The 21079-nt window shown below is 64.2% G+C and carries 23 protein-coding genes; 13 read left to right on the top strand and 10 right to left on the bottom strand.

All coding sequences use genetic code 11. The annotated features are described in order from the left end of the window. Positions 1–71: 71 nt before the first annotated feature. Positions 72–1979, bottom strand: a complete 1908-nt coding sequence (locus JQ635_RS05675; protein ID WP_211408883.1) for an acyl-CoA synthetase — start codon at positions 1977–1979, stop codon at positions 72–74. A gap of 243 nt (positions 1980–2222) precedes the next feature. On the opposite strand from JQ635_RS05675, the gene JQ635_RS05670 reads away from it, so the two are divergent. Beyond that, a complete protein-coding gene (locus JQ635_RS05670; protein ID WP_211408882.1) occupies positions 2223–3305 on the top strand; it encodes a SecDF P1 head subdomain-containing protein in 1083 nt (360 codons plus the stop codon). A gap of 254 nt (positions 3306–3559) precedes the next feature. After that, positions 3560–4366, top strand: coding sequence for a Crp/Fnr family transcriptional regulator (locus tag JQ635_RS05665; protein ID WP_018645886.1), 807 nt, complete (start codon positions 3560–3562; stop codon positions 4364–4366). A 7-nt stretch (positions 4367–4373) separates the two neighbouring features. On the opposite strand, the gene JQ635_RS05660 is transcribed toward JQ635_RS05665, so the two are convergent. Continuing rightward, positions 4374–5015 carry a glutathione S-transferase family protein gene (locus JQ635_RS05660; protein ID WP_211408878.1) on the bottom strand — a complete coding sequence of 214 codons (642 nt, stop codon included), beginning with the start codon at positions 5013–5015 and terminating at the stop codon, positions 4374–4376. Between the two features lie 256 nt (positions 5016–5271). Continuing rightward, on the bottom strand, positions 5272–5823 hold the full coding sequence (locus tag JQ635_RS05655) for a cytochrome b (protein WP_211408877.1): 552 nt from the start codon (positions 5821–5823) through the stop codon (positions 5272–5274). Positions 5824–5998: 175 nt separating this feature from the next. Between JQ635_RS05655 and murI the strand changes: the two genes are divergently transcribed. The 7 genes from murI (at position 5999) to JQ635_RS05620 (ending at position 11179) form a co-directional block, all read left to right on the top strand. Next, positions 5999–6790 carry a glutamate racemase gene (murI, locus tag JQ635_RS05650; protein ID WP_211408875.1) on the top strand — a complete coding sequence of 264 codons (792 nt, stop codon included), beginning with the start codon at positions 5999–6001 and terminating at the stop codon, positions 6788–6790. A 61-nt stretch (positions 6791–6851) separates the two neighbouring features. Beyond that, entirely contained in the window at positions 6852–7625 is a 774-nt protein-coding gene (locus tag JQ635_RS05645; protein WP_211408873.1) for an HpcH/HpaI aldolase family protein, read from the top strand. Between the two features lie 68 nt (positions 7626–7693). Next, complete coding sequence (locus JQ635_RS05640; RefSeq protein WP_211408872.1) at positions 7694–8077, top strand: cupin domain-containing protein; 384 nt, start codon at positions 7694–7696, stop codon at positions 8075–8077. A gap of 170 nt (positions 8078–8247) precedes the next feature. Then, on the top strand, positions 8248–9015 hold the full coding sequence (locus JQ635_RS05635; protein ID WP_211408871.1) for an acyltransferase: 768 nt from the start codon (positions 8248–8250) through the stop codon (positions 9013–9015). Positions 9016–9214: 199 nt separating this feature from the next. Beyond that, positions 9215–9832: a 30S ribosomal protein S4 gene (rpsD, locus tag JQ635_RS05630; RefSeq protein WP_080140385.1), complete on the top strand. Its 618-nt coding sequence runs from the start codon at positions 9215–9217 to the stop codon at positions 9830–9832. A 112-nt stretch (positions 9833–9944) separates the two neighbouring features. Next, positions 9945–10112 carry a hypothetical protein gene (locus JQ635_RS05625; RefSeq protein ID WP_211388250.1) on the top strand — a complete coding sequence of 56 codons (168 nt, stop codon included), beginning with the start codon at positions 9945–9947 and terminating at the stop codon, positions 10110–10112. Continuing rightward, entirely contained in the window at positions 10112–11179 is a 1068-nt protein-coding gene (locus JQ635_RS05620) for a threonine aldolase family protein (RefSeq protein WP_211408870.1), read from the top strand. The genes JQ635_RS05625 and JQ635_RS05620 overlap by 1 nt, the downstream gene beginning before the upstream one ends. A gap of 105 nt (positions 11180–11284) precedes the next feature. On the opposite strand, the gene JQ635_RS05615 is transcribed toward JQ635_RS05620, so the two are convergent. Genes JQ635_RS05615 through grxD form a run of 4 tightly spaced genes read right to left on the bottom strand, consistent with a single transcriptional unit; the run spans position 11285 to position 14764 of the window. Beyond that, positions 11285–12547, bottom strand: a complete 1263-nt coding sequence (locus JQ635_RS05615) for a serine hydrolase domain-containing protein (protein ID WP_211408868.1) — start codon at positions 12545–12547, stop codon at positions 11285–11287. 1 nt (position 12548) lies between these two features. Continuing rightward, positions 12549–13835, bottom strand: a complete 1287-nt coding sequence (locus JQ635_RS05610; RefSeq protein ID WP_211408866.1) for a serine hydrolase domain-containing protein — start codon at positions 13833–13835, stop codon at positions 12549–12551. A gap of 43 nt (positions 13836–13878) precedes the next feature. Then, positions 13879–14433 carry an O-acetyl-ADP-ribose deacetylase gene (locus JQ635_RS05605; RefSeq protein WP_211408865.1) on the bottom strand — a complete coding sequence of 185 codons (555 nt, stop codon included), beginning with the start codon at positions 14431–14433 and terminating at the stop codon, positions 13879–13881. A gap of 4 nt (positions 14434–14437) precedes the next feature. After that, positions 14438–14764, bottom strand: coding sequence for a Grx4 family monothiol glutaredoxin (gene grxD, locus JQ635_RS05600; RefSeq protein ID WP_018647423.1), 327 nt, complete (start codon positions 14762–14764; stop codon positions 14438–14440). A gap of 273 nt (positions 14765–15037) precedes the next feature. On the opposite strand from grxD, the gene egtB reads away from it, so the two are divergent. Both egtB and egtD read left to right on the top strand, forming a co-directional pair. Next, a complete protein-coding gene (gene egtB, locus JQ635_RS05595) occupies positions 15038–16336 on the top strand; it encodes an ergothioneine biosynthesis protein EgtB (protein ID WP_211408963.1) in 1299 nt (432 codons plus the stop codon). 50 nt (positions 16337–16386) lie between these two features. Further along, positions 16387–17358, top strand: coding sequence for an L-histidine N(alpha)-methyltransferase (egtD, locus tag JQ635_RS05590; RefSeq protein WP_211408864.1), 972 nt, complete (start codon positions 16387–16389; stop codon positions 17356–17358). Positions 17359–17370: 12 nt separating this feature from the next. Here egtD and JQ635_RS05585 read toward each other — a convergent pair whose 3' ends face one another. Together JQ635_RS05585 and JQ635_RS05580 are read right to left on the bottom strand one after the other, a co-directional pair. Then, a complete protein-coding gene (locus JQ635_RS05585; protein ID WP_211408863.1) occupies positions 17371–18564 on the bottom strand; it encodes a low temperature requirement protein A in 1194 nt (397 codons plus the stop codon). A 25-nt stretch (positions 18565–18589) separates the two neighbouring features. Further along, positions 18590–18826, bottom strand: a complete 237-nt coding sequence (locus tag JQ635_RS05580; RefSeq protein ID WP_011088461.1) for a BolA family protein — start codon at positions 18824–18826, stop codon at positions 18590–18592. 197 nt (positions 18827–19023) lie between these two features. On the opposite strand from JQ635_RS05580, the gene JQ635_RS05575 reads away from it, so the two are divergent. Further along, a complete protein-coding gene (locus JQ635_RS05575; RefSeq protein ID WP_211408861.1) occupies positions 19024–19383 on the top strand; it encodes a DUF427 domain-containing protein in 360 nt (119 codons plus the stop codon). 122 nt (positions 19384–19505) lie between these two features. On the opposite strand, the gene JQ635_RS05570 is transcribed toward JQ635_RS05575, so the two are convergent. Next, positions 19506–19679 (bottom strand): DUF1328 domain-containing protein, encoded by a 174-nt coding sequence (locus tag JQ635_RS05570; protein WP_211408859.1) that lies wholly within the window; start codon positions 19677–19679, stop codon positions 19506–19508. Positions 19680–19863: 184 nt separating this feature from the next. Between JQ635_RS05570 and JQ635_RS05565 the strand changes: the two genes are divergently transcribed. Further along, on the top strand, positions 19864–21054 hold the full coding sequence (locus JQ635_RS05565) for an acyltransferase family protein (RefSeq protein ID WP_211408858.1): 1191 nt from the start codon (positions 19864–19866) through the stop codon (positions 21052–21054). Positions 21055–21079: the final 25 nt, after the last annotated feature.

The raw sequence follows: 21079 nt of genomic DNA, 5'->3' as shown, positions 1-21079 counted from the left end.
ATTTCCCCCCATTTTTTTTGGAGGGATGATGCTCGCTTGCGGCAAGGCATGCAAGCCTCTCGCGCCCTCACCTAGACCTGCACCACCTCGTGCCGCATCACGAACGGCGCCAGCAGCGTGTGCACCTCGCCGGCGACGATCTCGCGCTGGTCCGCCGGCAGGCCCGTGAGCGTCACGGTGGCGATCGAGCCGTGGCTGCCATGCGCACCGACCTTCACCTTGCAGTCGATGCCGCGTTCGGCGAGCGGCGCCAGCACCCTGGTGAACACGCGCTGCGCGGCGTCCCAGCGCAGCTGCGGCTTGAACACCTTGCCGACGCCCGTCACCGGCATTGGATCGATGGGGATGACCTGCACCGGAACGGCGGCGCGCTCCGGCGTGCGCTCACGCACCCACGTCTCCAATTCGCCCGGCTCAACGCTGGCGCCCGGTTTCAGCTGCACGTAGCCCACGGGCAGTTCACCGGCGTAAGCGTCGGGCTGGCCGACCACCGCGGCAAAGCCGACGGCGGGATGACGGAACATGATCTCCTCGATCGGCGCCGGATCGATGTTGTGGCCGCCGCGGATCACGAGGTCCTTGGCGCGCCCTGTGATCCAGAGATAGCCGTCGGCATCGAGCCGCCCGAGATCGCCGGAATTGACCCAGACCTCGTCGACGAAGGCGCCCTTGTTGTGCTCGTCGTTGAGATAGCCGCCGAACACGCCGGGCCCGGCCATGATGACGACGCCGATCTCGTCCGGCTTGCAGTCGCGGATCAGGCGGCCGTCGGCATCTAACTGCACGATGCGCACGCGCGCATAAGGCATGGGAAGGCCGACCGAACCGAGCCGGATCGGCCGCCCCGGATAGGCGAGCGTATGCACGCTCGAGGTCTCGGTCATGCCGTAGACCTCGACCACCGGCAGCTTCAGCTTGTCCTGGATCGCCGAGCCCACGGCGACGGGAATCGCCGAGCCGCCGCCAGCTGCATATTTCAGGCTGGAGATGTCGGCATTGCCGGGCGGCACCGCAAGCGCCGCCGCCAGCACCGTCGGCACGCTCGACAGCGCCTCGGGCTTATAGCGCTCGACCAATCCCCAGATGTTCTTCACCGAATTCGGATTGCGCCAGCCGCTCGGCGACAGCACGACCAGCGAGCCGCCACTCGACAGCATCAGCAGCACCTGCGTCAGCGATCCCCCGACATGAAACAGCGGCATGCCGAACAGCAAATTGGAGCCGGGCTTCGACTTCAGCAGCAGACTGAGCGCCCAGGCCTGGTAGACCTGGTTGGCGTGGGTGTGCCGCACCAGTTTTGGCGTGCCGGTGGTGCCGCCGGTGTGGAAATAGGCGGCGATATCGGTACCCGAAATCTTGCGCCCGCTGACGAGCCGGTCCGCCGGCTGCTGCTTGATCAGGTCGTTGAACGCAAAGATGCCCTTGTCCGCATCGCCGCCGCCGAACACCTGCACGATCGCCTTGAGGTGCTTCAGCTGCGGGCGGATCTGCTCGACCTTCTGCCAGATGTCGGTGCCGGGCATCGGCCCGAGCGCCACCAGGATCTTCGTGTTCGCAGCTTCCAGGATCTCCGCGATCTGGTGCGGCTCCAGCAGCGGATTGACGGGATTGGCGATGCCGGCAGCCTCCGCACCGAACAGCGTCACGAAGGCATCGGGCACCAGCGGCAGCATGAAGCTGATGACATCGCCCTTCTCCGCACCGAGCGCATGAAACATGTTGGCGGCTTGCGTGACGCGCGCGATGAAATCGCGGTAGGTGACCACGACCGGCGTGTCGGACGGATCGGCATTCTGCAGGAACTGGATCGCCGCGCCGTCGGGATTGCGCGCCGCACCGAGCTTGATGGCGTCATAAGTGCTCTCGGCCGCGACGCGGTCCGCGTAAGGGACCTGCTCGAAGGCGCGAACCTCCGCGTCCGTCAAAAGCTCCGGGTAGTCGTCGCCGATCAGCCGATCGAGCGCGTGGATGCCCGCCATGGAATTCCGTCCTCCCTCAGATTTCCCCGCCCCCTGTCTTTTGACATTTTGGTTTGGCGAGACCCGGCCGATGGCCGGCCGAGCGGGAACACAATGAGCGATGATTTGGCGTTCGTCCATGGCTTGGCGGCTGCCGCGACACGGCCGGATCGAACGGAATTTGAACCTCCGCACCCGATCGGGGGACCAAGAACTGGCATCAGATTCGCCTGCCAGCGTCCTGCCGCAAGACTTAAGGTGATCATGACCACGCCCCTGCGGAATCGTATTGCACCGCTCATCCTCGCGCTTGCGATGGCCGCGGCGGTCACCCTGCCCCGCGCAGCACTCGCCGCGGACGGCCAGCTCGAGAAGATGCGCGCCAAGATCGCGGCCTTCATCGGCGACAAGATGGAGAAGCTGGGCGGCTCGCGCATCGTTTACAAGGTGGATGCCGATGGCTTGCGCGAGAGTGCCGTCACGGATCTCCGCGATGACGTCTACAAGACGCTGCGCGAGGGCAAGATCGCTTTCTCAGGCCTTGCGATCCGCGACGGTGGCGTCGAGGTGAAGGTCGCGGACGCCAAGGGCCGCGAGGAGCTGAAGCGCAAGCTCGCGGCGGCTGCGGAGGGTTTGCCCGCGCATGCGCTCACCGTGACCGACGGCGGCGACGGGCTGGTCAGGCTCAAGCCGACTGATGCCGCATCCGCCGCAGGGCTGCACGACCTCGTCGAGGATTCCATCGCCATGATCGAGCAGCGCCTCAACGATGCCGACATCAAGCTCGCCAGCGCCCAGCCTGACGGCACCGACCGGATCCGCATCTTCATCCCGGGGATGATGGAGCCCAAGCGCGTCACCGCGATCTTCGCCACGAAGGTCAAGGTCAGCTTCCGCCTGATCGACATCTCGATGCCGGCGGAACAGGCGCAATCCGGCACACCGCCCGCGGGCACGGAAGTCCTGCTCGGCTTCAAGGACAAGCGTCCTTACCTCGTTGCCAAGGACAGCGCGCTCGAGGGCAACGATATCAGCTATGCGGGCCCGGGGTTCGCGAGCAGCACGAACGAACCGATCGCCACGTTCCGCTTCAATGGACGCGGCGCACGGCGCTTCGCCCACATCACGGAAGAGAACATCGGAAAGCCCTTTGCCATCGTGCTCGACGGCAAGGTGATCTCCGCCCCGGTGATCCGCGAGCCCATCACTGGGGGCTCCGGCCAGATCTCAGGCAATTTCACCCTGGAGGAAGCAAGCAGCGTCGCCATGTTGCTGCGCGCCGGGGCGCTGCCGGGGCACCTTGGCCTGGTCGAACAGCAGGTGATCCAGCCCGCCGCCAAGCCCTGAGGCGGTGACCGCCCGTTCCCCTCATCAGGGCCGCCCGAATCCGTCCACGACGCCAAAGCTGCACCCCGCGCCCCCGAATCACGGGCGCTTCACGGGGCATACGCACAACCAACGGGCAATTGCCGAAACGCCCGATCAGGCTAAAATTTGCCTCTTGCGGCATGACGGCCGAAGGCTTCATTTCAAGCGGTCGTCATTCGATTTCGGCTATACAAAACCGAGCAGGACTGAAGGCCTTACGCGGGGTTAGTACCATGCCGTCCGGCAGCGCAGACATTTCCTCGATCCTCGACCGCATTCTCGATGCGGCCACGGACAACCTCAGGATCGCGAAAATCTTGGTCCAGATGGGCCTCGATCCCGACAACGTCACCTACGACGCGATCTTCAATCGGCTGCTGGAGATCTTTGTCCACAACATCACGTTCGCCAATCTGTTCGCCGCGGTCGGCGCCGGCTTCTTCGTCGCCACCCTCCTGATGCGGACGATGGTGCCCCTGCGGGTGGCCAACATGATCGGCTGCGCGTTCTTCGCCGCTTTCGGCGCACTCACCGCCAACGTCTCGACGTTCCTGCTCTATCTTCTCCTGCTTCCGATCAACGCGCTTCGCCTGCGGCAGATGCTCAAGCTGGTCAAGAAGGCGCGCCATGCGGCCGAGGGCGACATGTCGATCGAATGGCTCAAGCCGTTCATGACCGAGCGCAAATATCGCCGCGGCGACACGCTCTTCAAACTGGGCGACCCGGCCAAGGAGATGCTCCTGACGGTCACCGGCAAATTCCTGGTCAAGGAGATCAACGTCGAGATCCTGCCGGGCGCGCTGATGGGCGAGCTCGGCTTCCTGACGCCGGACAACCGCCGCACCGGAACGATCGAATGCATCGAGGACGGACAGGTGCTGACGATCACCTATGACCGGCTGCTCGAGATCTACTTCCAGGACCCGCAATTCGGCTATTACTTCCTGGTGCTGACCAGCCAGCGCCTGCTGCAAAACATTGATCGCCTGCAGAAGCAGCTCAACGCGGCGCGGGCGACGACCACCAACAGGATCGCCTGATCCCCGCTCAGCTCAACAGCAGCGCCATGCCGGGATCGCCCTTCTCCATCGCCCGCCGGTAGGCGGGGCGCGCACCAATGCGGCCGAGATATTTGACCACGTTCGGACAGCGCGAGAGATCATAGGGCTGAAAGTAGCGCATCGTGGTGAGCGAGAAGCCCGTCATGATGTCGGCGGTGGTGAAGGTGCTGCCGGCGAGATACTCGGCCTCACGAACGCGCGCGTCGACCAGATCGAAGGCGCGATCGACGCGCGCGCTGATCGCGGCCAGCATCGGATTGTCCTCGGCGAGCTTGAGGCGGTTCAGGATCATCAGCCGGCCCATGCCGGCCTGCAGCGTGCCGTTGGCGAAGTGAAACCAGTACAGGAACTGCGCGAAATCAGGATCGTCGAGACGGAGCACGAGACGGCCGCTGCCGTACTTCGCCATGATGTAGTCGACGATGGCACCGGATTCGGCGAGCACGAGATCGCCATCGCTGATGACGGGCGCCGCCCCGATCGGATGCAGCGCCTTGTAGTCGGGCGGCGCCAGCATGGTGACGGGATCGCGGGCGTAGCGCTTCAGCTCGTAGGGGATTTCCAGCTCCTCGCACAGCCAGACGATGCGCTCGGACTGCGACTTGCCGAGATGATGAACGGTGAGCATAGCACCTCCTGCGCAGACGACGCGGACGAAAGCGCCGCGTGTGTCGGTCGTACGATACATCGTACTCCGTCATTGCGATGTGGGGAGAACGTGCCCCCGCACTTGCTCTCGTGCCCCGGACGCAGCGCAGCGCTCCTTCAGCGGTGCGCTGCAGAGCCGGGGCCCATGCGGCCGAGAGCAAACCAGCGAACTGGGTCCCGGCTCTGCGCAGCAGCGTTGCACGCTGCAGCGCGTCCGGGACACGAGACCCCCGGCCCTACCCCGCCTCGTCCGCGACCATCCGCGCCACCACGCGGTCGCGGCGGATGAAGTGGTGCCAGATGGCGGCAATGACGTGAACCGCGATCAGGGCCAGCAGCACATAGGCAAAGAGGATGTGCCGATCCTCATAGACGCGCGCAGCTTCGCGATCGGGAGAGGTGAATTGCGGCACGTGAAACAGGCCGAAGAAGTCCGAATAATCAGGCGTGTGCGCGCCGGAATGGGCCCAGCCGAGCAGGATCACGACGATGACGGCGAGGTAGAGTGCACCATGGCTGATGCGGGCGAGGAGCTTCTGCCAGGGCTGGCTGTCAGCCGGCAAAGCCGGCGTCGGGTTGGCGACACGCCAGACCAGGCGCAGCAGCGTGAGCAGCAGGATCACATAACCGATATCGGCATGGATCGAGCGGTAAAAGAAGCGGTCGGGGCGCGCCGGGATGTGGTTCATCCACCAGCCGAAGCCGATCATGCCGACGATCGTCAGCGCCAGGATCCAGTGCAGCCAACGGGAAACGCTGCCCCAGCCGGCATTCGTGTTTCTGATCATGTCGGCTTCCCCGGAATTTTGCGGATATGTCCCCACCCGCAGTGCAGCACGGCTGCTGATAGCGGGAACAGGCGGCAATCACGAAATTGAATCGTTCCAAATTGAGACCAGGCCGGCGGCGCCGCAAAACCGCCCCAAAAACCGAATGGTAACCATGGCGGGCTAGGGTAACGACGTGACCAATTCCCCGACGATCCTGGTATTCGATTCCGGCCTTGGCGGACTCACGGTGCTCCGTGAGGTCGTGGCCGCGCGCCCCGACGCGCACTACGTCTACGTCGCCGACGACGCCTTCTTCCCCTACGGCCACCACAGCGAGGACGAGATCATCGCCCGCGTCGTGCCCCTGATGGGGGAGCTGATCGGCACGCATGATCCGGACCTCATCGTCATCGCCTGCAACACGGCCTCCACCCTGGTCCTATCGCACCTGCGCGCCGCTTATTCCCTGCCCTTCGTCGGCACGGTGCCGGCGATCAAGCCGGCCTGCGCGCAGTCGAGGACCCGCCGCGTCTCGGTGCTCGGCACCAAGGGCACGGTGAAGCGCGAATACACCAAGGCGCTGATCCGCGATTTCGCGCAAGGATGCGAGGTGACGCTGGTCGGCTCGCCCGAGCTTGCTTCGCTCGCTGAAGCCGAGTTGAGCGGTCATCCGATCAGCGACGACGCCATCCGTACCGAACTCGCGCCCTGCTTCGTCGGCGAGGACGCCGGCGCGCGCACCGACACGGTGGTGCTCGCCTGCACGCATTATCCGCTGCTGCTCGACCGGCTGAAGAAGCTCGCACCCTGGCCGGTTGACTGGATCGACCCCGCCCCCGCCATTGCCCGCCGCGTCTCGGACCTGCTGGGTGCGCGCAACGGCGGCGTGGCGCAGCCCGGCGCCGAGATGATTTTTACGTCGAACCGCGCGCATGGCCTTAGCGCCACGCTGACGCCGTTCTTCGGCGGGCGCGCAGTGGCCTGACCTTGCGCCCCGGCAGCGCGCTGCTAGGCTCTGCCGTCGTCATCTCCGCGCAGGTCATCACATGTCGGTCCCCGCAACGCCGCTCAATCGCCTCCGCCAATTGTGGAGCGAGGGGCGCCCCGCCTTCGGCGCGATCGCGACCATTCCGAGCGTGCAGATGGTACAGATCATGGCGCGCGCGCTCGACTGGATCATCGTTGATCTCGAGCATGGCCCGATCGGTCTCACCGAAGCGCATGCGATGATCGCCGCGACGACGGGCACGCCGTGCACGCCCCTGGTGCGGATCGCGGCGAACGAGCCCTGGCTTGCAAAAGCGCCGATGGACATCGGCGCCTTCGGCATCAACTTCCCGATGATCACCAATCGCGACGAGGCCGAGAAGGCGGTGCGCAGCGTGCGCTACCCGCCGCGCGGCGATCGGCTCTGGGGGCCCTTCCACGCCCCGTTCCGCTGGGGCCAGTCGATGCCGGATTACATGGCATCTGCCGACGACGAGATGATCTGCATGGTCACCATCGAGCATGTCGAGGCCGTCAACCGCATCGACGAGATCATGGCGACACCCGGCATCGATGTTGCGGTCATCGGCCCCGGCGATCTCGCGACGTCCATCAACAAGCGCGGCCAGATGGACGATCCGGAGCTATTGGAACTGATCGCGCGGGCCGAGGCCGGCATCCTCAAAAGCGGCGTGCCGATCGGCGGCGTCGCCCGCACCGCCGACCAGGCCAACGCCCTGATCGACCGCGGCTACCGCGCGATCGCGCTCGGCTTCGACTGGTCGCTGTTCCAGCGCGGCATCATGGCCGCGTTCGACGGGATCAGGCGCTAAACAGGCCGATTGCCACCTTGCTGGGAACGGCGGCGCTGCTAGGGTTCGGCCGTTTCAGGGAGGAAACAATGCTCAAAAAGACTTTGCTCGCTCTTGCCTTCACCGGCCTTGCCTTTGCGGCCGTCGCCCAGCAGACCGGCATCAAACGCACCCCGCTCCAGAAGGTCGAATTTCCGGACGGCTACAACACCATTACCGCCATCGCCGAAATCCCAGCGGGCGGCTCGGCCGGACGCCACACGCACCCCGGAATTGAGACGGGCTATGTCCTGGAAGGCGAGCTCAATCTCCTGATCGACGGACAGCCGGAGAAAACCCTGAAAGCCGGTGATTCCTACCAGATCCCGGCAGGCGTCGTGCACGACGCCAAGGCTCATGGCGATAAGGCTATGAAAGTGCTTGGAGTTTACGTCGTCGACAAGACCAAGCCGCTGGCCTCGCCGGCCCCCTGATGCGGCGAACCGACCGGCCCCAAGCGGGTTGGTTCGTGCTAGAGAGCGTTTTCGAGCGAAGTGGATTCCGGTTCGCGTAAAGAAAACGCGTCAAAACAAGAGTCTACAGCAGGCGGCGAGCGGGAACCCGCTCGCTGCACATATTTTCATCCACGGGAACCAGACGACCGATGCGCGGGACGCCAAAGACCATTTCGCTGCCGCGCCGCCTGATTTGCGACCTCATGCGCGCCTCGATGGACGTGCCGTTCGTCTCGCTGTCCCGTTCGCTCAATATCCGCCCCCTGCTGGAGGCCCGCGCGGGCACAATGGCGCCGGCTGGCTGGGCTGCGATGTTCGTCAAAGCCTTTGCCACCGTCGCCAGGGATGAGTCGGTCCTGCGCACGGTCTACGCCAAATGGCCCTGGCCGACGCTCTACGAGCTGCCCAACAGCGTGGCGTCGGTGGCGATCGCGCGGGTCGAAGACGGTGAGGAATGCGTGATGCCGCAGCGGATCGCGGCGCCCGAGACCATGACCCTGGCAGCGGTCGACGCCGAGATCCGGCGCGCCAAGACGGCCCCGGTCAACGACGTCCCCATGTTCCGCAAGGTCATGCGGGCGACCCGCCTGCCGCTGCCGCTGCGGCGGCTGTCCTGGGCCGTGGGGCTCAATTTCGGCCGGCAGCGCGGTAATTGGTTCGGCAGCTTTGCGGTGAGCTCGGTGGCCGCCTATGGCGGCGGCGAGCTCCATCCGATCACGCCGGGCCCCTTCATCGTCAGCTATGGGGTGGTCGCGCCCGACCAGACCATCCATGTCGTGATCCGCTGGGACCACCGGGTCACTGACGCGGCCCCCATCGCCCGGGTCCTGACCCGGCTGGAACAGGTCCTGAACACTGAAATCGCTGCCGAATTGCGGGCGGCCGGGCCAAAGCCGATCCGGGCGGTCAGGACCTGATTTTGCGGCCGCGCGCATTGACAGAACGGCCCACATTCACCTAAAAGCCGCCTGCTCGCGGGCCGATTTCGGCCCGCGAAGCGTTTCGCGACCCGTGGTCGGCTCCCTGTAGCTTTGGGGATCGGACCTGTCGGTGCCGGGCCTGGCCCGTCACACAGGAGGGCGCGTTTCCTCAAACCATGCAACCGAAGAGGACGCGATGACTAAGCGCAGTGAGGCGAAGTACAAGATCGATCGCCGTATGGGCCAGAACATCTGGGGCCGCCCGAAGAGCCCCGTGAACCGCCGCGAGTACGGCCCCGGCCAGCACGGCCAGCGCCGCAAGGGCAAGCTCTCCGACTTCGGCGTGCAGCTCCGCGCCAAGCAGAAGCTGAAGGGCTACTACGCCAACATCAGCGAGCGCCAGTTCCACGGCATCTATGTCGAGGCCAGCCGCCTCAAGGGTGACACCGGCGAGAACCTGATCGGCCTGCTGGAGCGTCGTCTCGACGCGGTCGTGTACCGCGCCAAGTTCGTCTCGACGATCTTTGCCGCCCGTCAGTTCATCAACCACGGCCACATCAAGGTGAACGGCCGCAAGGTCAACATCTCGAGCTACCAGCTCAAGGTCGGCGACGTGATCGAGGTCAAGGAAGCCTCCAAGCAGCTCGCCCACGTGCTCGAAGCCAGCCAGCTTCCCGAGCGCGACACTCCCGACTATCTCGAAGTCGACCACGGCAAGATGACCGCGAAGTACACGCGCATTCCCGGCCTCTCCGACGTGCCGTTCCCGGTGCAGATGGAGCCCCATCTGGTCGTCGAATTCTATTCGCGCTGATTATTCGGCAGATCGACATTCAAAGGCCCCGGTTTTCCGGGGCCTTTTTGTTTGAGCCGGCCATTCCCATGTCTCGATCCAGTTGTGCTATGATCGCGGGGTGGAGCTGATCATGACGCGTCTTCTCGGCGAACCTCTCAACGAGATTGATGATCGGCCTCCTCTCCAGCTAACAACAACAGAAGAGGCCGACCTGGCAGAAGCAGAGGCTGAAATCGCCCGCGGCGAATTAGCCACTGCCGATGAAGTTCGCGCCATGTGGAAAAAGCACGGTCTGTGATGCCCTACACCCCTCCCCCGATCGATCCCAAGGCGCCACCGGTGCGCATCAATCTGCTCTCGGACACGCAGACCAAGCCGACGGCTGGGATGCGCGAGGCGATGGCGCGGGCGGAGGTCGGTGACGAGCAGGTCGGCGACGATCCGACCGTGAACGCGCTGTGCGAGCGCGTTGCGGATCTGCTCGGCAAGGAGGCCGCCGTCTACATGCCCTCGGGCACGATGTGCAATGTGACCGCGACGCTGGTGCATTGCCGTCCCGGCGACGAGATTTTGGCGCATGAGACCGCGCACATCATCGCGCGCGAAGGCGGCGCGCATGCCGCGATCGGCGGCTTCCAGGTGACGCAGCTCAAGGGTCCTGACGGCCAGTTCACACCGGAGACGTTCCGGAAAGCCCTGCATCCGCGCACGCGCTACCAGCCGCCGCAGACCGTCGTCAGCGTCGAGCAGACCGCCAATATCGGCGGCGGCACGATCTGGAAGAAGGCGGCACTCGACGAGATCGTCGCGATTGCCAAGCAGCACGGCCTCGTCACCCACATGGACGGCGCGCGCCTGCTCAACGCCACCGTCGCGAGCGGCATCTCTCCGCGTGACATGACCGCAGGCTGGGACTCGGCCTGGATCGACTTCTCCAAGGGCCTGGGCGCGCCGATCGGCGGCGTGCTCGCGGGCTCGCGCGCCTTCATCGACGCGGTCTGGCAGTGGAAGCAGCGCCTCGGCGGCTCGATGCGGCAGGCCGGAATCTGCGCCGCCGCCTGCATCTACGCGCTCGACCATCACGTCGAGCGGCTCGCCGACGACCACGCCAATGCGCGCGCGCTCGCCCGCGGGCTGTCGCAGATCTCCGGCATCGAGGTGCAGGAGCCCGAGACCAATCTCGTGTTCTTCAAGCCCGACGGCGCCGGCATTCCCGGCGACAAGATGGTCGCGGCGCTCCGCCAGCGCGGCGTAACGCTCGCGATGATGGACGGCCGCATCCGCGCCTGCACCCATCTCGACGTCAATGCGGCCCAAGTCGAGGAGACCATCGGCTACGTGCGCGAGATCGTGCGCGGGGCGTAAGATACGGTCCTGTAGCCCGGGTGAGCGCAGCGATACCCGGGACCTCTCTCGCAAAAAATCCCGGATGTCGCTTCGCTCATCCGGGCTACGAAAGCGGCGAAACGCTTATCGCCCCATGGCCTGATAGATCAGCGTCTTCAACGCCAGCTGGATCCGGCCGCGCTGCGAGGGCGTCTGCACCATGAAGATCCCGAACAAATCGTCCTCGGGATCGATGAAGAAGAAGGTGCCGCCCACACCGTCCCAGCGGTATTCGCCGAGCGGCCATGACGTGCCCGGCGGCACCGAGGTGCGCACCGCGAAGCCGAGGCCGAAGCCGGAGCTGCCGCCCGGATAATAGTTCTGGTCGCGCGCGATCTTCGTCTCGGGGCGGATATGATCCGACGCCATCAGCGCAATGGTCTCGGGCTTGAGATAGCGGCGGCCCTCATAGGTGCCGCCGCTGAGCAGCATCTGCGCGAAGCGGGCGTAGTCGCCGATCGTGCCGATCATACCACCACCGCCGGATTCCCATTTCAGCGGCCGCCTAATGTCGCGGACCTCAGTCGTCGGATTGATGTTACGGTCCGCCGGCATCGGCTCGGCGATGCGCGGGAATTTGGCGGGATCGGCGACGAAGAACGCCGTCTCGGTCATGCCGAGTGGATCGAGTAGCCGCTCCTTCTCGAACTGGAGCAGTGTCTTGCCCGAGATGACCTCGACGACGCGGCCGAGTACGTCGGTGGAAAAGCCGTAGTCCCACACCGTACCAGGCTGCTCGGCCAGCGGCAGCGTCGCGATCTTCGCGGCGAACTCGGCATTGCTGAGATTGCTCCGGAAGAGATTGGCCGCGGCATAGAGCTCGCACACGAGGCCGCCGCCATAGTAGCCGTAAGGCAGCCCTGAGGTGTGGCGCATCAGGTCCTTGATCGTCACCGGGCGATTCACCGGCTCCAGCGCCAGCGAGACCTTGCCATCCTCGGCCTTCGTCTCGACGCCGACCTTCATCTCGCCAAAGGCCGGGATGTATTTCGAGACGGGATCTTCGAGCGAGAGCTTGCCCTCCTCGACCAGCATCATGGCCATGACTGTCGTGATCGGCTTCGACATCGAGTAGAGGCGGAAGATGGTGTCCGCGCTCATCGAGAGCTCGGTCGCCGCGTCGCGGACGCCGAAATTCTCGTAATAGACCGGCTTGCCGTGTTGCTGCAGCAGCAGGATCGCGCCCGGGAACGTTCCGGCGACGATCTCCTTCTGGATGTAGTCGGAGACCTTTGCGAGGCCTTCAGGCGAGAAGCTGCGCGCGGCGCGCGTCTCCGAGCCCGCTTGTGCACCGGCCGCACTCAACAGCAGAACGAGCGCCGCGAACAGCGCACGGCGCCCGCTCATGTCAATTCTCCATGGCTTCATAAACCAACAGCTTCAATGTCCGCTGCACGCGCTGGCGCTCGGTCGGGGTCTGCTCCAGCAGCACGAAGAACATGTCCTGCTTGGGATCGATCACGAAATAGCAGCCGGAGGCGCCGTCCCACTTCAATTCGCCGAGATCGCCGGGCGGCGGCGGTTTTGCGTTGCCGGGATCGGTACGGACCGCGAGCCCGAGACCGAAGCCGAAGCCGTCGCCGGGGAAATAGAAATAGTCGCGATCAACGCCCGATTTCGGGCCGATCTGATCGGTCACCATCAGCTTGAACGTCTCCGGCTTGAGGATGGTCTTGCCGTCGAGACTGCCGCCATTGAGCAGCATCTGGGCAAAACGCCGGTAGTCCGCCATGGTCGTGACCATGCCGCCGCTGGCGAACATGATCTTCTTGACGACGGTCGGATCGTTGATGCGGCCGACGCGGAAATCGGCGTCATTCGGCACCGGCTGCGCCAAGAGCTTCTGCTTCTCGGGGTCGGTGACGAAGAAGCCGGTATCGACCATGCCGAGCGGCGTGAGCAGCTTCTCCTTCATGATGTCGATCAGCGGCTTGCCGGCGGCGATCTCCATCACGCGCGCCAAAATGTCGGTGGAATGGCCGTATTGCCAGAGCGCGCCCGGCTGGTTGTGCAGCGGCAGCTTTGCGATGCGCTCGGCGAACTCGGCGAGGTCGAAATCGCCGGCATAAATATTGGCCTCGCGATAGGTCTTGCGCACCAGGCTGTCGCCATAGAAGCCATAGGTGACGCCGGAGGTGTGCGTCATCAAATCGTGCACGGTCATCGGCCGGTTCGGCGGCACGAGCTCGAGCGACTTGGTGCCGTCCTCGGCCTTCTTCTCGACGCCGACCTTCACATTGGCGAAGGACGGAATGTATTTCGAGACGGGATCATCCAGCTTGATCTTGCCGTCCTCGATCAACTGCACCGCGACGATCGACGTGATTGCCTTGGTCATCGAGAACAGGCGGAAGATGGTCTTGTCCGTGATCGGCGCCTTGCTGACCACATCCTGTACGCCAAAGGCTTCATGGTAGACCGGCTTGCCGTGCTGCTGGATCAGCACGGTTGCGCCGGCGATCTTGCCGGTCGCGACCTCGTTCTTGAAGAAGTCACTGACCTTGGCGAGCTTGTCCTGGTTGAAATGCGCGCCGGCCGGAATCTCGTAGGTACCCTCCGCGCGCGCCAGCGACATCACGCCGAGCGACAACAATGCGCCGTAGACAAATGGGCGCCGTCCAAAATGAAAATTCATATCCCCTCCCCGGAACATGGTCCGGCGGAGTGTACTGACCACGTCATCCGGCACAAGGGCTGCCGTACCGCGCAAGCGCTTCGGCATGGAGTTTGGCGCCCGGCTCGGCGAAGCAGCAGAACACCACGCGAGCCACGGATGGCGCGGCGGCGAGCCCTTCGATCGTCGTGCGCACCGCGATATCGGCGGCCCGGTCGGCCGGAAAGCGGAAAATGCCGGTCGAAATCGCGGGGAATGCCACCGAGGTCAGCTTGTGTTTGCCGCACAGCTCCATCGACCGACGATAGCAGGAGGCAAGCAGGTCGTCCTCGCCGAGGGTACCGCCATTCCAGACCGGTCCGACGGTGTGGATCACGTGGGCGGCCTTGAGCCGGTAGCCTTTCGTGATCTTGGCATCGCCGGTCTTGCAGCCGTGAAGCATGCGGCATTCGGCGACCAGATCGGGCCCGGCGGCCCGATGGATCGCACCATCCACGCCGCCCCCGCCAAGGAGCGACGTGTTGGCGGCGTTGACGATGGCGTCAACGCTCAGTGTCGTGATGTCGGCGACGATGACCTCGAGCTCTGCGCCGCCAATCCGGCGCGACAGCATGGTCACGCCCTTAGGCCGCGACGACGACGCCCTTCTCGGAGAAGAGCTGCTGCAATTCGCCGGCCTGGAACATCTCGCGGACGATGTCGCAGCCGCCGATGAACTCACCCTTCACATAGAGCTGCGGGATGGTCGGCCAGTTCGAGTATTCCTTGATGCCGTTACGCAGCTCGGCGGATTCAAGGACGTTGAGGCCCTTATAGCCGACACCGATATGGTCGAGGATCTGGACGACCTGCCCCGAGAAACCGCACTGCGGAAATTGCGGCGTCCCCTTCATGAACAGAACCACGTCGTTCGACTTCACTTCATTGTCGATGAATTCCGCGATGCTCATATCCGTGTCCTTCTGGGGCAGAGCCCTCACCAATTGCTTCGGGCCGGCTCAGCCGATTTAACCCGATACCTGCCTATATATGTAGCCCAAACCGTTGTGCATCCAAAGTAAAATGGCGGCGAACGGTCCCCGTCCCGGCCCTTGTCCCAGCCTTCTCCCGGCCTTGGGCGACCGGCCCCGGCAGCGCCGGGCCATTGTATGATGCCACGAATATCATCACCGGGGAGGACTTTCATACCGTAACGGAGCCCCTATCTAGGACGAACCTTGGTTTTGGAACCGGGCAACGCCAACAACGTTCTCTTGTCCTGTCTGGAGAAAAACGTGACGAAACCAGCCTCCGCCACGGCCGCCCCCGAGCTTTCGTCACCGTCCTCCGAGGAGGGCAGCCTCGCCCGGCGGCTGGAAGAGGCCTTTCTCGCGGTTCGCAACGAGACCGAGCACCGGGCCGCGCCGCTGTCGCCCGAGGACCAGCAGATCCAGTCCATGCCCGATGCGAGCCCGGCGAAATGGCACCGGGCCCATACCACCTGGTTCTGGGAGCAATTTTTGCTCGGCGAGCACGCCCCCGGCTACCGGCCCTTTCACCCCGATTTCGCATTCCTGTTCAATTCCTATTACGTCAGCGCCGGCCCGCGTCATGCCCGCAACCATCGCGGCGACATCACCCGTCCCGGCGCGGACGAGGTCGGCGCCTACCGCAGATATGTCGATGCTGCCGTCGTCAAATTTTTCCGCGAAGCGAGCGATGACAAGCTCCGGGCCCTCGCGCCGCTGGTCGAGGTCGGGCTCAACCACGAGCAGCAGCATCAGGAATTGATGTTCACCGACATCCTACATGCGTTTGCGCAGAATCCGGTCTATCCGGCCTACGACCCGGACTGGCGCTTCCCGGCTGCGACGCGTACGGGCGATGAATGGCTGACGCTCAACGAAGGCATCCACACCGTCGGCCATGTCGACGACAGCTTCCATTTCGACAACGAGAGGCCCGCCCATCGTGCCCTCGTCGGCCCTGTCAAGGTCGCCCGCAATCTCGTCACCAATGCCGAATGGCTCGCCTTCATGCGCGACGGCGGCTACCGGACGGCAACGCTGTGGCTGATGGACGGCTTTGCCGCAGCCAGCAAGGAAGACTGGCAGGCCCCGGGCTATTGGCGCGAGGTCGACGGCGCATGGCAGGTGATGACGCTCGCCGGCCTCAAGCCGGTCGATCCCGACGCACCGGTCTGCCATGTCAGCTATTACGAGGCGGATGCGTTCGCGCGCTGGGCCGGCAAGCATCTCCCAACCGAGATGGAATGGGAGGTGGCGGCCCGCACCAGGCAGCTCAACGACGCCTTCGGCATCGTCTGGCAGTGGACCCGCAGCTCCTACTCGCCCTACCCCGGCTATCGCGCCGTCGAAGGCGCGCTCGGCGAGTACAACGGAAAGTTCATGGTCAACCAATTGGTACTGCGCGGCTCCTCGCTTGCAACTCCGGAGGATCACAGCCGTATTACTTATCGCAACTTCTTCTATCCGCACCACCGCTGGCAGTTCACCGGCCTGCGGCTCGCAGACTACGACTAGTTCTCATCCGACGACAGATGCGCGCCGGACAGCGCGTTCAGGAGAGTATCATGAATGTGCACGCCAGCGCTTTGGCCGAAGCCCATCTTCCCGACGAGCAGACCACAGCCTTCGCCCGCGAGGCCATCGAGGACCTCTCGCAGCAGCCGAAGAAACTGTCGCCGAAATATTTTTATGACGCGACCGGGTCGGAATTGTTCGAGGCGATCACGCGCCTGCCGGAATATTACCCGACGCGCACCGAGCTCTCGATCCTGAAGGCGCGCGGCAGCGAGATCGCGAAGATCATTCCGGAGCATGCCGCGCTGGTCGAGTTCGGGGCCGGCGCGACCACGAAGGTCCGCCTGCTGCTGGGCCACTGCAAGTTCGCGGCCTATGTGCCCGTCGACATCTCCGGCGATTTCCTGGCGGCGCAGGCGAACGGGCTCAAGCGGGACTTCCCCTCGCTCGGCATCTATCCGGTCGCAGCCGACTTCACCACGCCGTTCGAGCTGCCGAAGGCGGTCGCATCCATGCCCAAGGTCGGCTTCTTTCCCGGCTCGACCATCGGCAATTTCGAGCCGCATGAAGCACAGGCCTTCCTGAAGAGCGCGCGCGCAATTCTGGGCCGGGGTGCGCAGATGATCATCGGCGCCGACCTCGAGAAGGACGAGCGCGTGCTTCATGACGCCTATAACGATGCCGCCGGCGTCACCGCGCGCTTCAACCTCAATGTCCTCGTGCGCATCAACCGCGAGCTCGGCGGCAATTTCGACCTGTCAGCCTTCACCCATCGCGCGATCTACAATCGCGAGCGGCACCGCATCGAGATGCACCTGATCAGCAGGAAGAGCCAGACCGTGCGCCTGCTCGGCACCAGCTTCTCATTTAGGCCGGGCGAGAGCATCCATACCGAGAACAGCTACAAATACAGCCTCGACCGCTTTGCGGCGCTGGCCCAGGGCGCGGGCTGGCGGGTGCGCGAGAGCTGGACGGATGCGGCGAAGATGTTCTCGGTGCATGCACTGGAGGTCGCGGAGTAAGCGCTTCGGGCGTCAGTGCTCCCCGGCCTCCTCCACCTTCGATCCCAGCGACACCGACTCCCACACCGCCACCACGATCAAGATCACGCTCGTCGCGACCGAGAGCCAGAGCGGCGACAGATCGGCTGCAAACCACCACAGCACCAGCAGCAGGATGATGCCGATGCCGTGCGAGAGCTGGAGGAAGCCGCGGATCGAATGCTTGAACAGGATGGTGCCGATCAGGAACACCAGCGGGCCGCCGATCGTGCTCACGATCGTCCTGAGATCGGAGTGGCCTGTCGGGTGTTTCAGCACCAGCTCGTCAGAGACCGCGGTGAGGATGATGCCGGCGACGATCGGCATGTGCAGATAGGTATAGGCGAGCCGCGCCAGTCGGCCGGATTCGGTGGATTTCGAGATCCGCTCGGAGCCGGCCTCGGCGCCCTTGTGGAAATAGATCCACCACATCGCGATGCTGCCGACCAGCGCCGAGACGAAGGCCACAATATTCGCGGCCGTCCACTCCAGCTCGGCAAAGGTCGCGCCGTTGACCACGACGGCTTCGCCGAGCGCGATGATGATGAAGCCGGCGCACCGCTCGGCCATGTGGTTGCCTTCGACCGCCCAGGCCTCGACCGACGAGAAGCCCAGCTTCGGGACCCAGAACCGGACCGCGGGCGAGACATACTCCCAGGTGACCGCCGCAATCCACAGCCACAGCCGGGTCTCTCCCTCGGAGAGACCGCCCGCGATCCACAGCACCGCCGAGATCGAGAGCCATGTCAGGATGCGGATCGCGTTGTGCCGCACCGCCGTGCGATGGCGCGGGGTCGCGAACAGCCAGAACGCGGTGCGTCCGACCTGCATGGCCGCGTAGGCGATGGCGAACCAGAGGCCCCGCCCCTCGAAGGCGGTCGGGATGGTCGTCGACAGCACGAGGCCGCCGAGCATCATCAGGAAGATCAGGATGCGAACCGGCGTCAGATCCGGATTGAGCCAGTTGGTGACCCAGGCGGTGTAGACCCACACCCACCACACCGCGAGAAACAGCACCGTGACATGCACCGCGCCGAGCGGCGTGAAATGGTGCAGCAGCGTGTGCGACACCTGCGTGACGGCAAAGACGAAGACGAGGTCGAAGAACAGCTCGGCGTTGGTGACGCGGCTGGGCTGGTTCGGCGTCATGACGCGGAACATCGCGCCGCGCGGATTGTCCGCAGCCATCGTCGTCCCCGTCGCGCTGGTCAGGTCAGGTGCCGGGTACGCCGGTTTGCAGCGCCAACGCGTGCAGGACGCCGCCCATCTGGCCGCGCAGGGACTGATAGACGATCTGGTGCTGCTGGACGCGGGACTTGCCGCGGAAGGATTCCGAGATCACGGTCGCGGCGTAGTGATCGCCGTCGCCGGCGAGGTCACGGATGGTCACCTCGGCATCGGGGATCGCTGCCTTGATCATCGCCTCGATATCGTGGGCGTCCATGGGCATTCGGGTCTAGCTCCTTATCTCGGCTGCAAAGCAGCCTCGTCATCGAATCGCTCGCCGGGGTCCCCGGGGCCGGCGCACCAAACTTAGCGTGAACAGCCTTCTACGTCACGCTTTCCGGCACTATATCCCTGGTCCCATCGGGACAAAGGCACGACAAAGTGCCGCGCGCGGCAGATTGATCGAAAAGGCGTGAAATCATGAAGCTTCCAGGGCCGGACCACCCCATCACCATCACCCCAAATCCCCGGCGCGTCCGCGTCACGGCGGGCGACATCGTGATCGCCGAGACCAGCAGGGCGCTGATCTTGAAGGAGGCCAGATATCCGGCGGTGCAATATGTACCGCGGGAGGATGCCAACATGGCCCTCTTGGAGCGCACCGACCGCGTCACCCATTGCCCCTACAAGGGCGACGCGAGCTATTACAGCGTCAAGGCCGACGGCAAGACGCTCGACAATGCGATCTGGACCTACGAGACACCCTTCCCCGCCATGACCGAGATTACCGGTCATCTCGCCTTCTATCCGGACAAGGTGAAGATCGAGGAAGTGGGCTGATTTTGTATGCCGTCATTCCGGGATGGTCCGAAGGACCAGACCACAGGTGCGCAGTTGCGCACCGGGGAATCTCGAGATTCCGGGTCTGGTGCTAACGCACCATCCCGGAATGACAAACTAAGCTACGCCCTGAAGATCGTCAGCCCCAATATCAGCAGCACCAGGAAGATCACGACGAAGACATAGAACAGGAAGCGGGCGATATCGGCTGAGGCGGCCGAGATGCCGGTGAAGCCGAACACGCCGGCCACGATCGAGACCAGCAAGAAGATCAGCGCCCATTTCAGGATCGTCATCACGAGCTCCGAAATTGATACCGTCCCGTTGCGGCCCTCAAGCCCATTTGCGCGAACGCTAACCTTGCTGCGCGGAACTGGTTCCTAATCGCCTCCGGACCGTCGTGCGGCGCACACGCCCCTTGCTGAATCCCGTTCCGGGCGGCACAGTCCGTCCCGGGGCAGGAGCGCAATCGGGGCGACCATGACGACGATGTCACATACAGCGACGATCGGCCCGGAGGCGCAAGCTGCACCAAAGGCCAAGGCGCGCAACCTGTCGCTGGATCGCGCCCGCACCTTCCTCACCCTGGTGGTGCTGCTGCACCACGCGGTGATCCCCTATACTTATTTCGGTCATACCGATCCGAAGTACTTCTTCGGCTTCGACATGATCGTGCTCGCCACCGACAGCTTCTTCATGGCGATGTTCTTCTTCCTGTCGGGACTGTTCGCCTGGTCTGGTATCGCCCGGAAGGGAGCCCGGAGCTATTTGGCAGATCGCCTGCTTCGGCTTGGCTTACCCTTCGCGATCTGCGCCCTTACGGTCATTCCGCTCGCCTATTACGCGATCTCCCTGCGGCACCATCCCGAGATCGGCTTTTCGGAGTACTATTGGAATATGATCACAAAGGGCCCGTGGCCGAGCGGGCCGATCTGGTTTCTCTGGGTCTTGTTCGGCTTCGACCTGGTTGCCTGCCTGCTGCACCGGCTGTCGCCCAATCTGCTCGATCCGATCAATCGCCTCTCGCTGCACGGCCGCCGCCGGCCCGAGGTGTTCTTCGCGGTCATGCTCGCCGTCACCGCAGCGTTCTACATTCCCGGGCTGATGCGTTATGGACCAAGCAACTGGTTCGAGTTCGGGCCGTTCTCGGTGCAGCACGGACGCGTGATGCTCTATGCGAGCTACTTCTTTTTCGGTGCCGGCATTGGCGTTGCGAACATGGATCGCGGATTGCTCGCGGCGGACGGCCGGATGGCCAAGGTCAGCTGGGACTGGATGGTCATGGCGATCGTTCCGTATTGCCTCTTGTGGACGCTGATCTTCATCAAGCGCGAAATACTGGGAAATCCGTCGCCGTTGCCGAACTGGTATGAGGGGCTCTATGCCCTCTGCTTCGCTGTCTTCAGCGTGGCCATCATGTTTCTGATCCTGGCCTTTTTCCAGAGGTTCAAGCAATCAGGCTCAGCCAGGCTGCTCGATCCGATGCAGGCGGACGCCTACGGCATGTTCCTGGTGCACTATCCGATCGCACTGTGGCTGCAATACTGGCTGTTCGACTATGACCTGCCGGCGATCGTCAAGGCCACGATCGGGTTTGTACTGACAGTCGCGGCGAGCTGGGCACTGACGCGAGCGCTGCGGCAGATCCCGGGCGCGACGAAGGTGCTTTGAGCGGAAGATCTCTCCACTCGTCATT

It is taken from the genome of Bradyrhizobium iriomotense (assembly GCF_018130765.1).
GTDB classification, from domain to species: Bacteria; Pseudomonadota; Alphaproteobacteria; order Rhizobiales; family Xanthobacteraceae; genus Bradyrhizobium; species Bradyrhizobium iriomotense_A.
The sequence above is the reverse complement of the archived record's forward strand: the minus strand, read 5'-3'. Positions and strand labels throughout refer to the sequence as shown.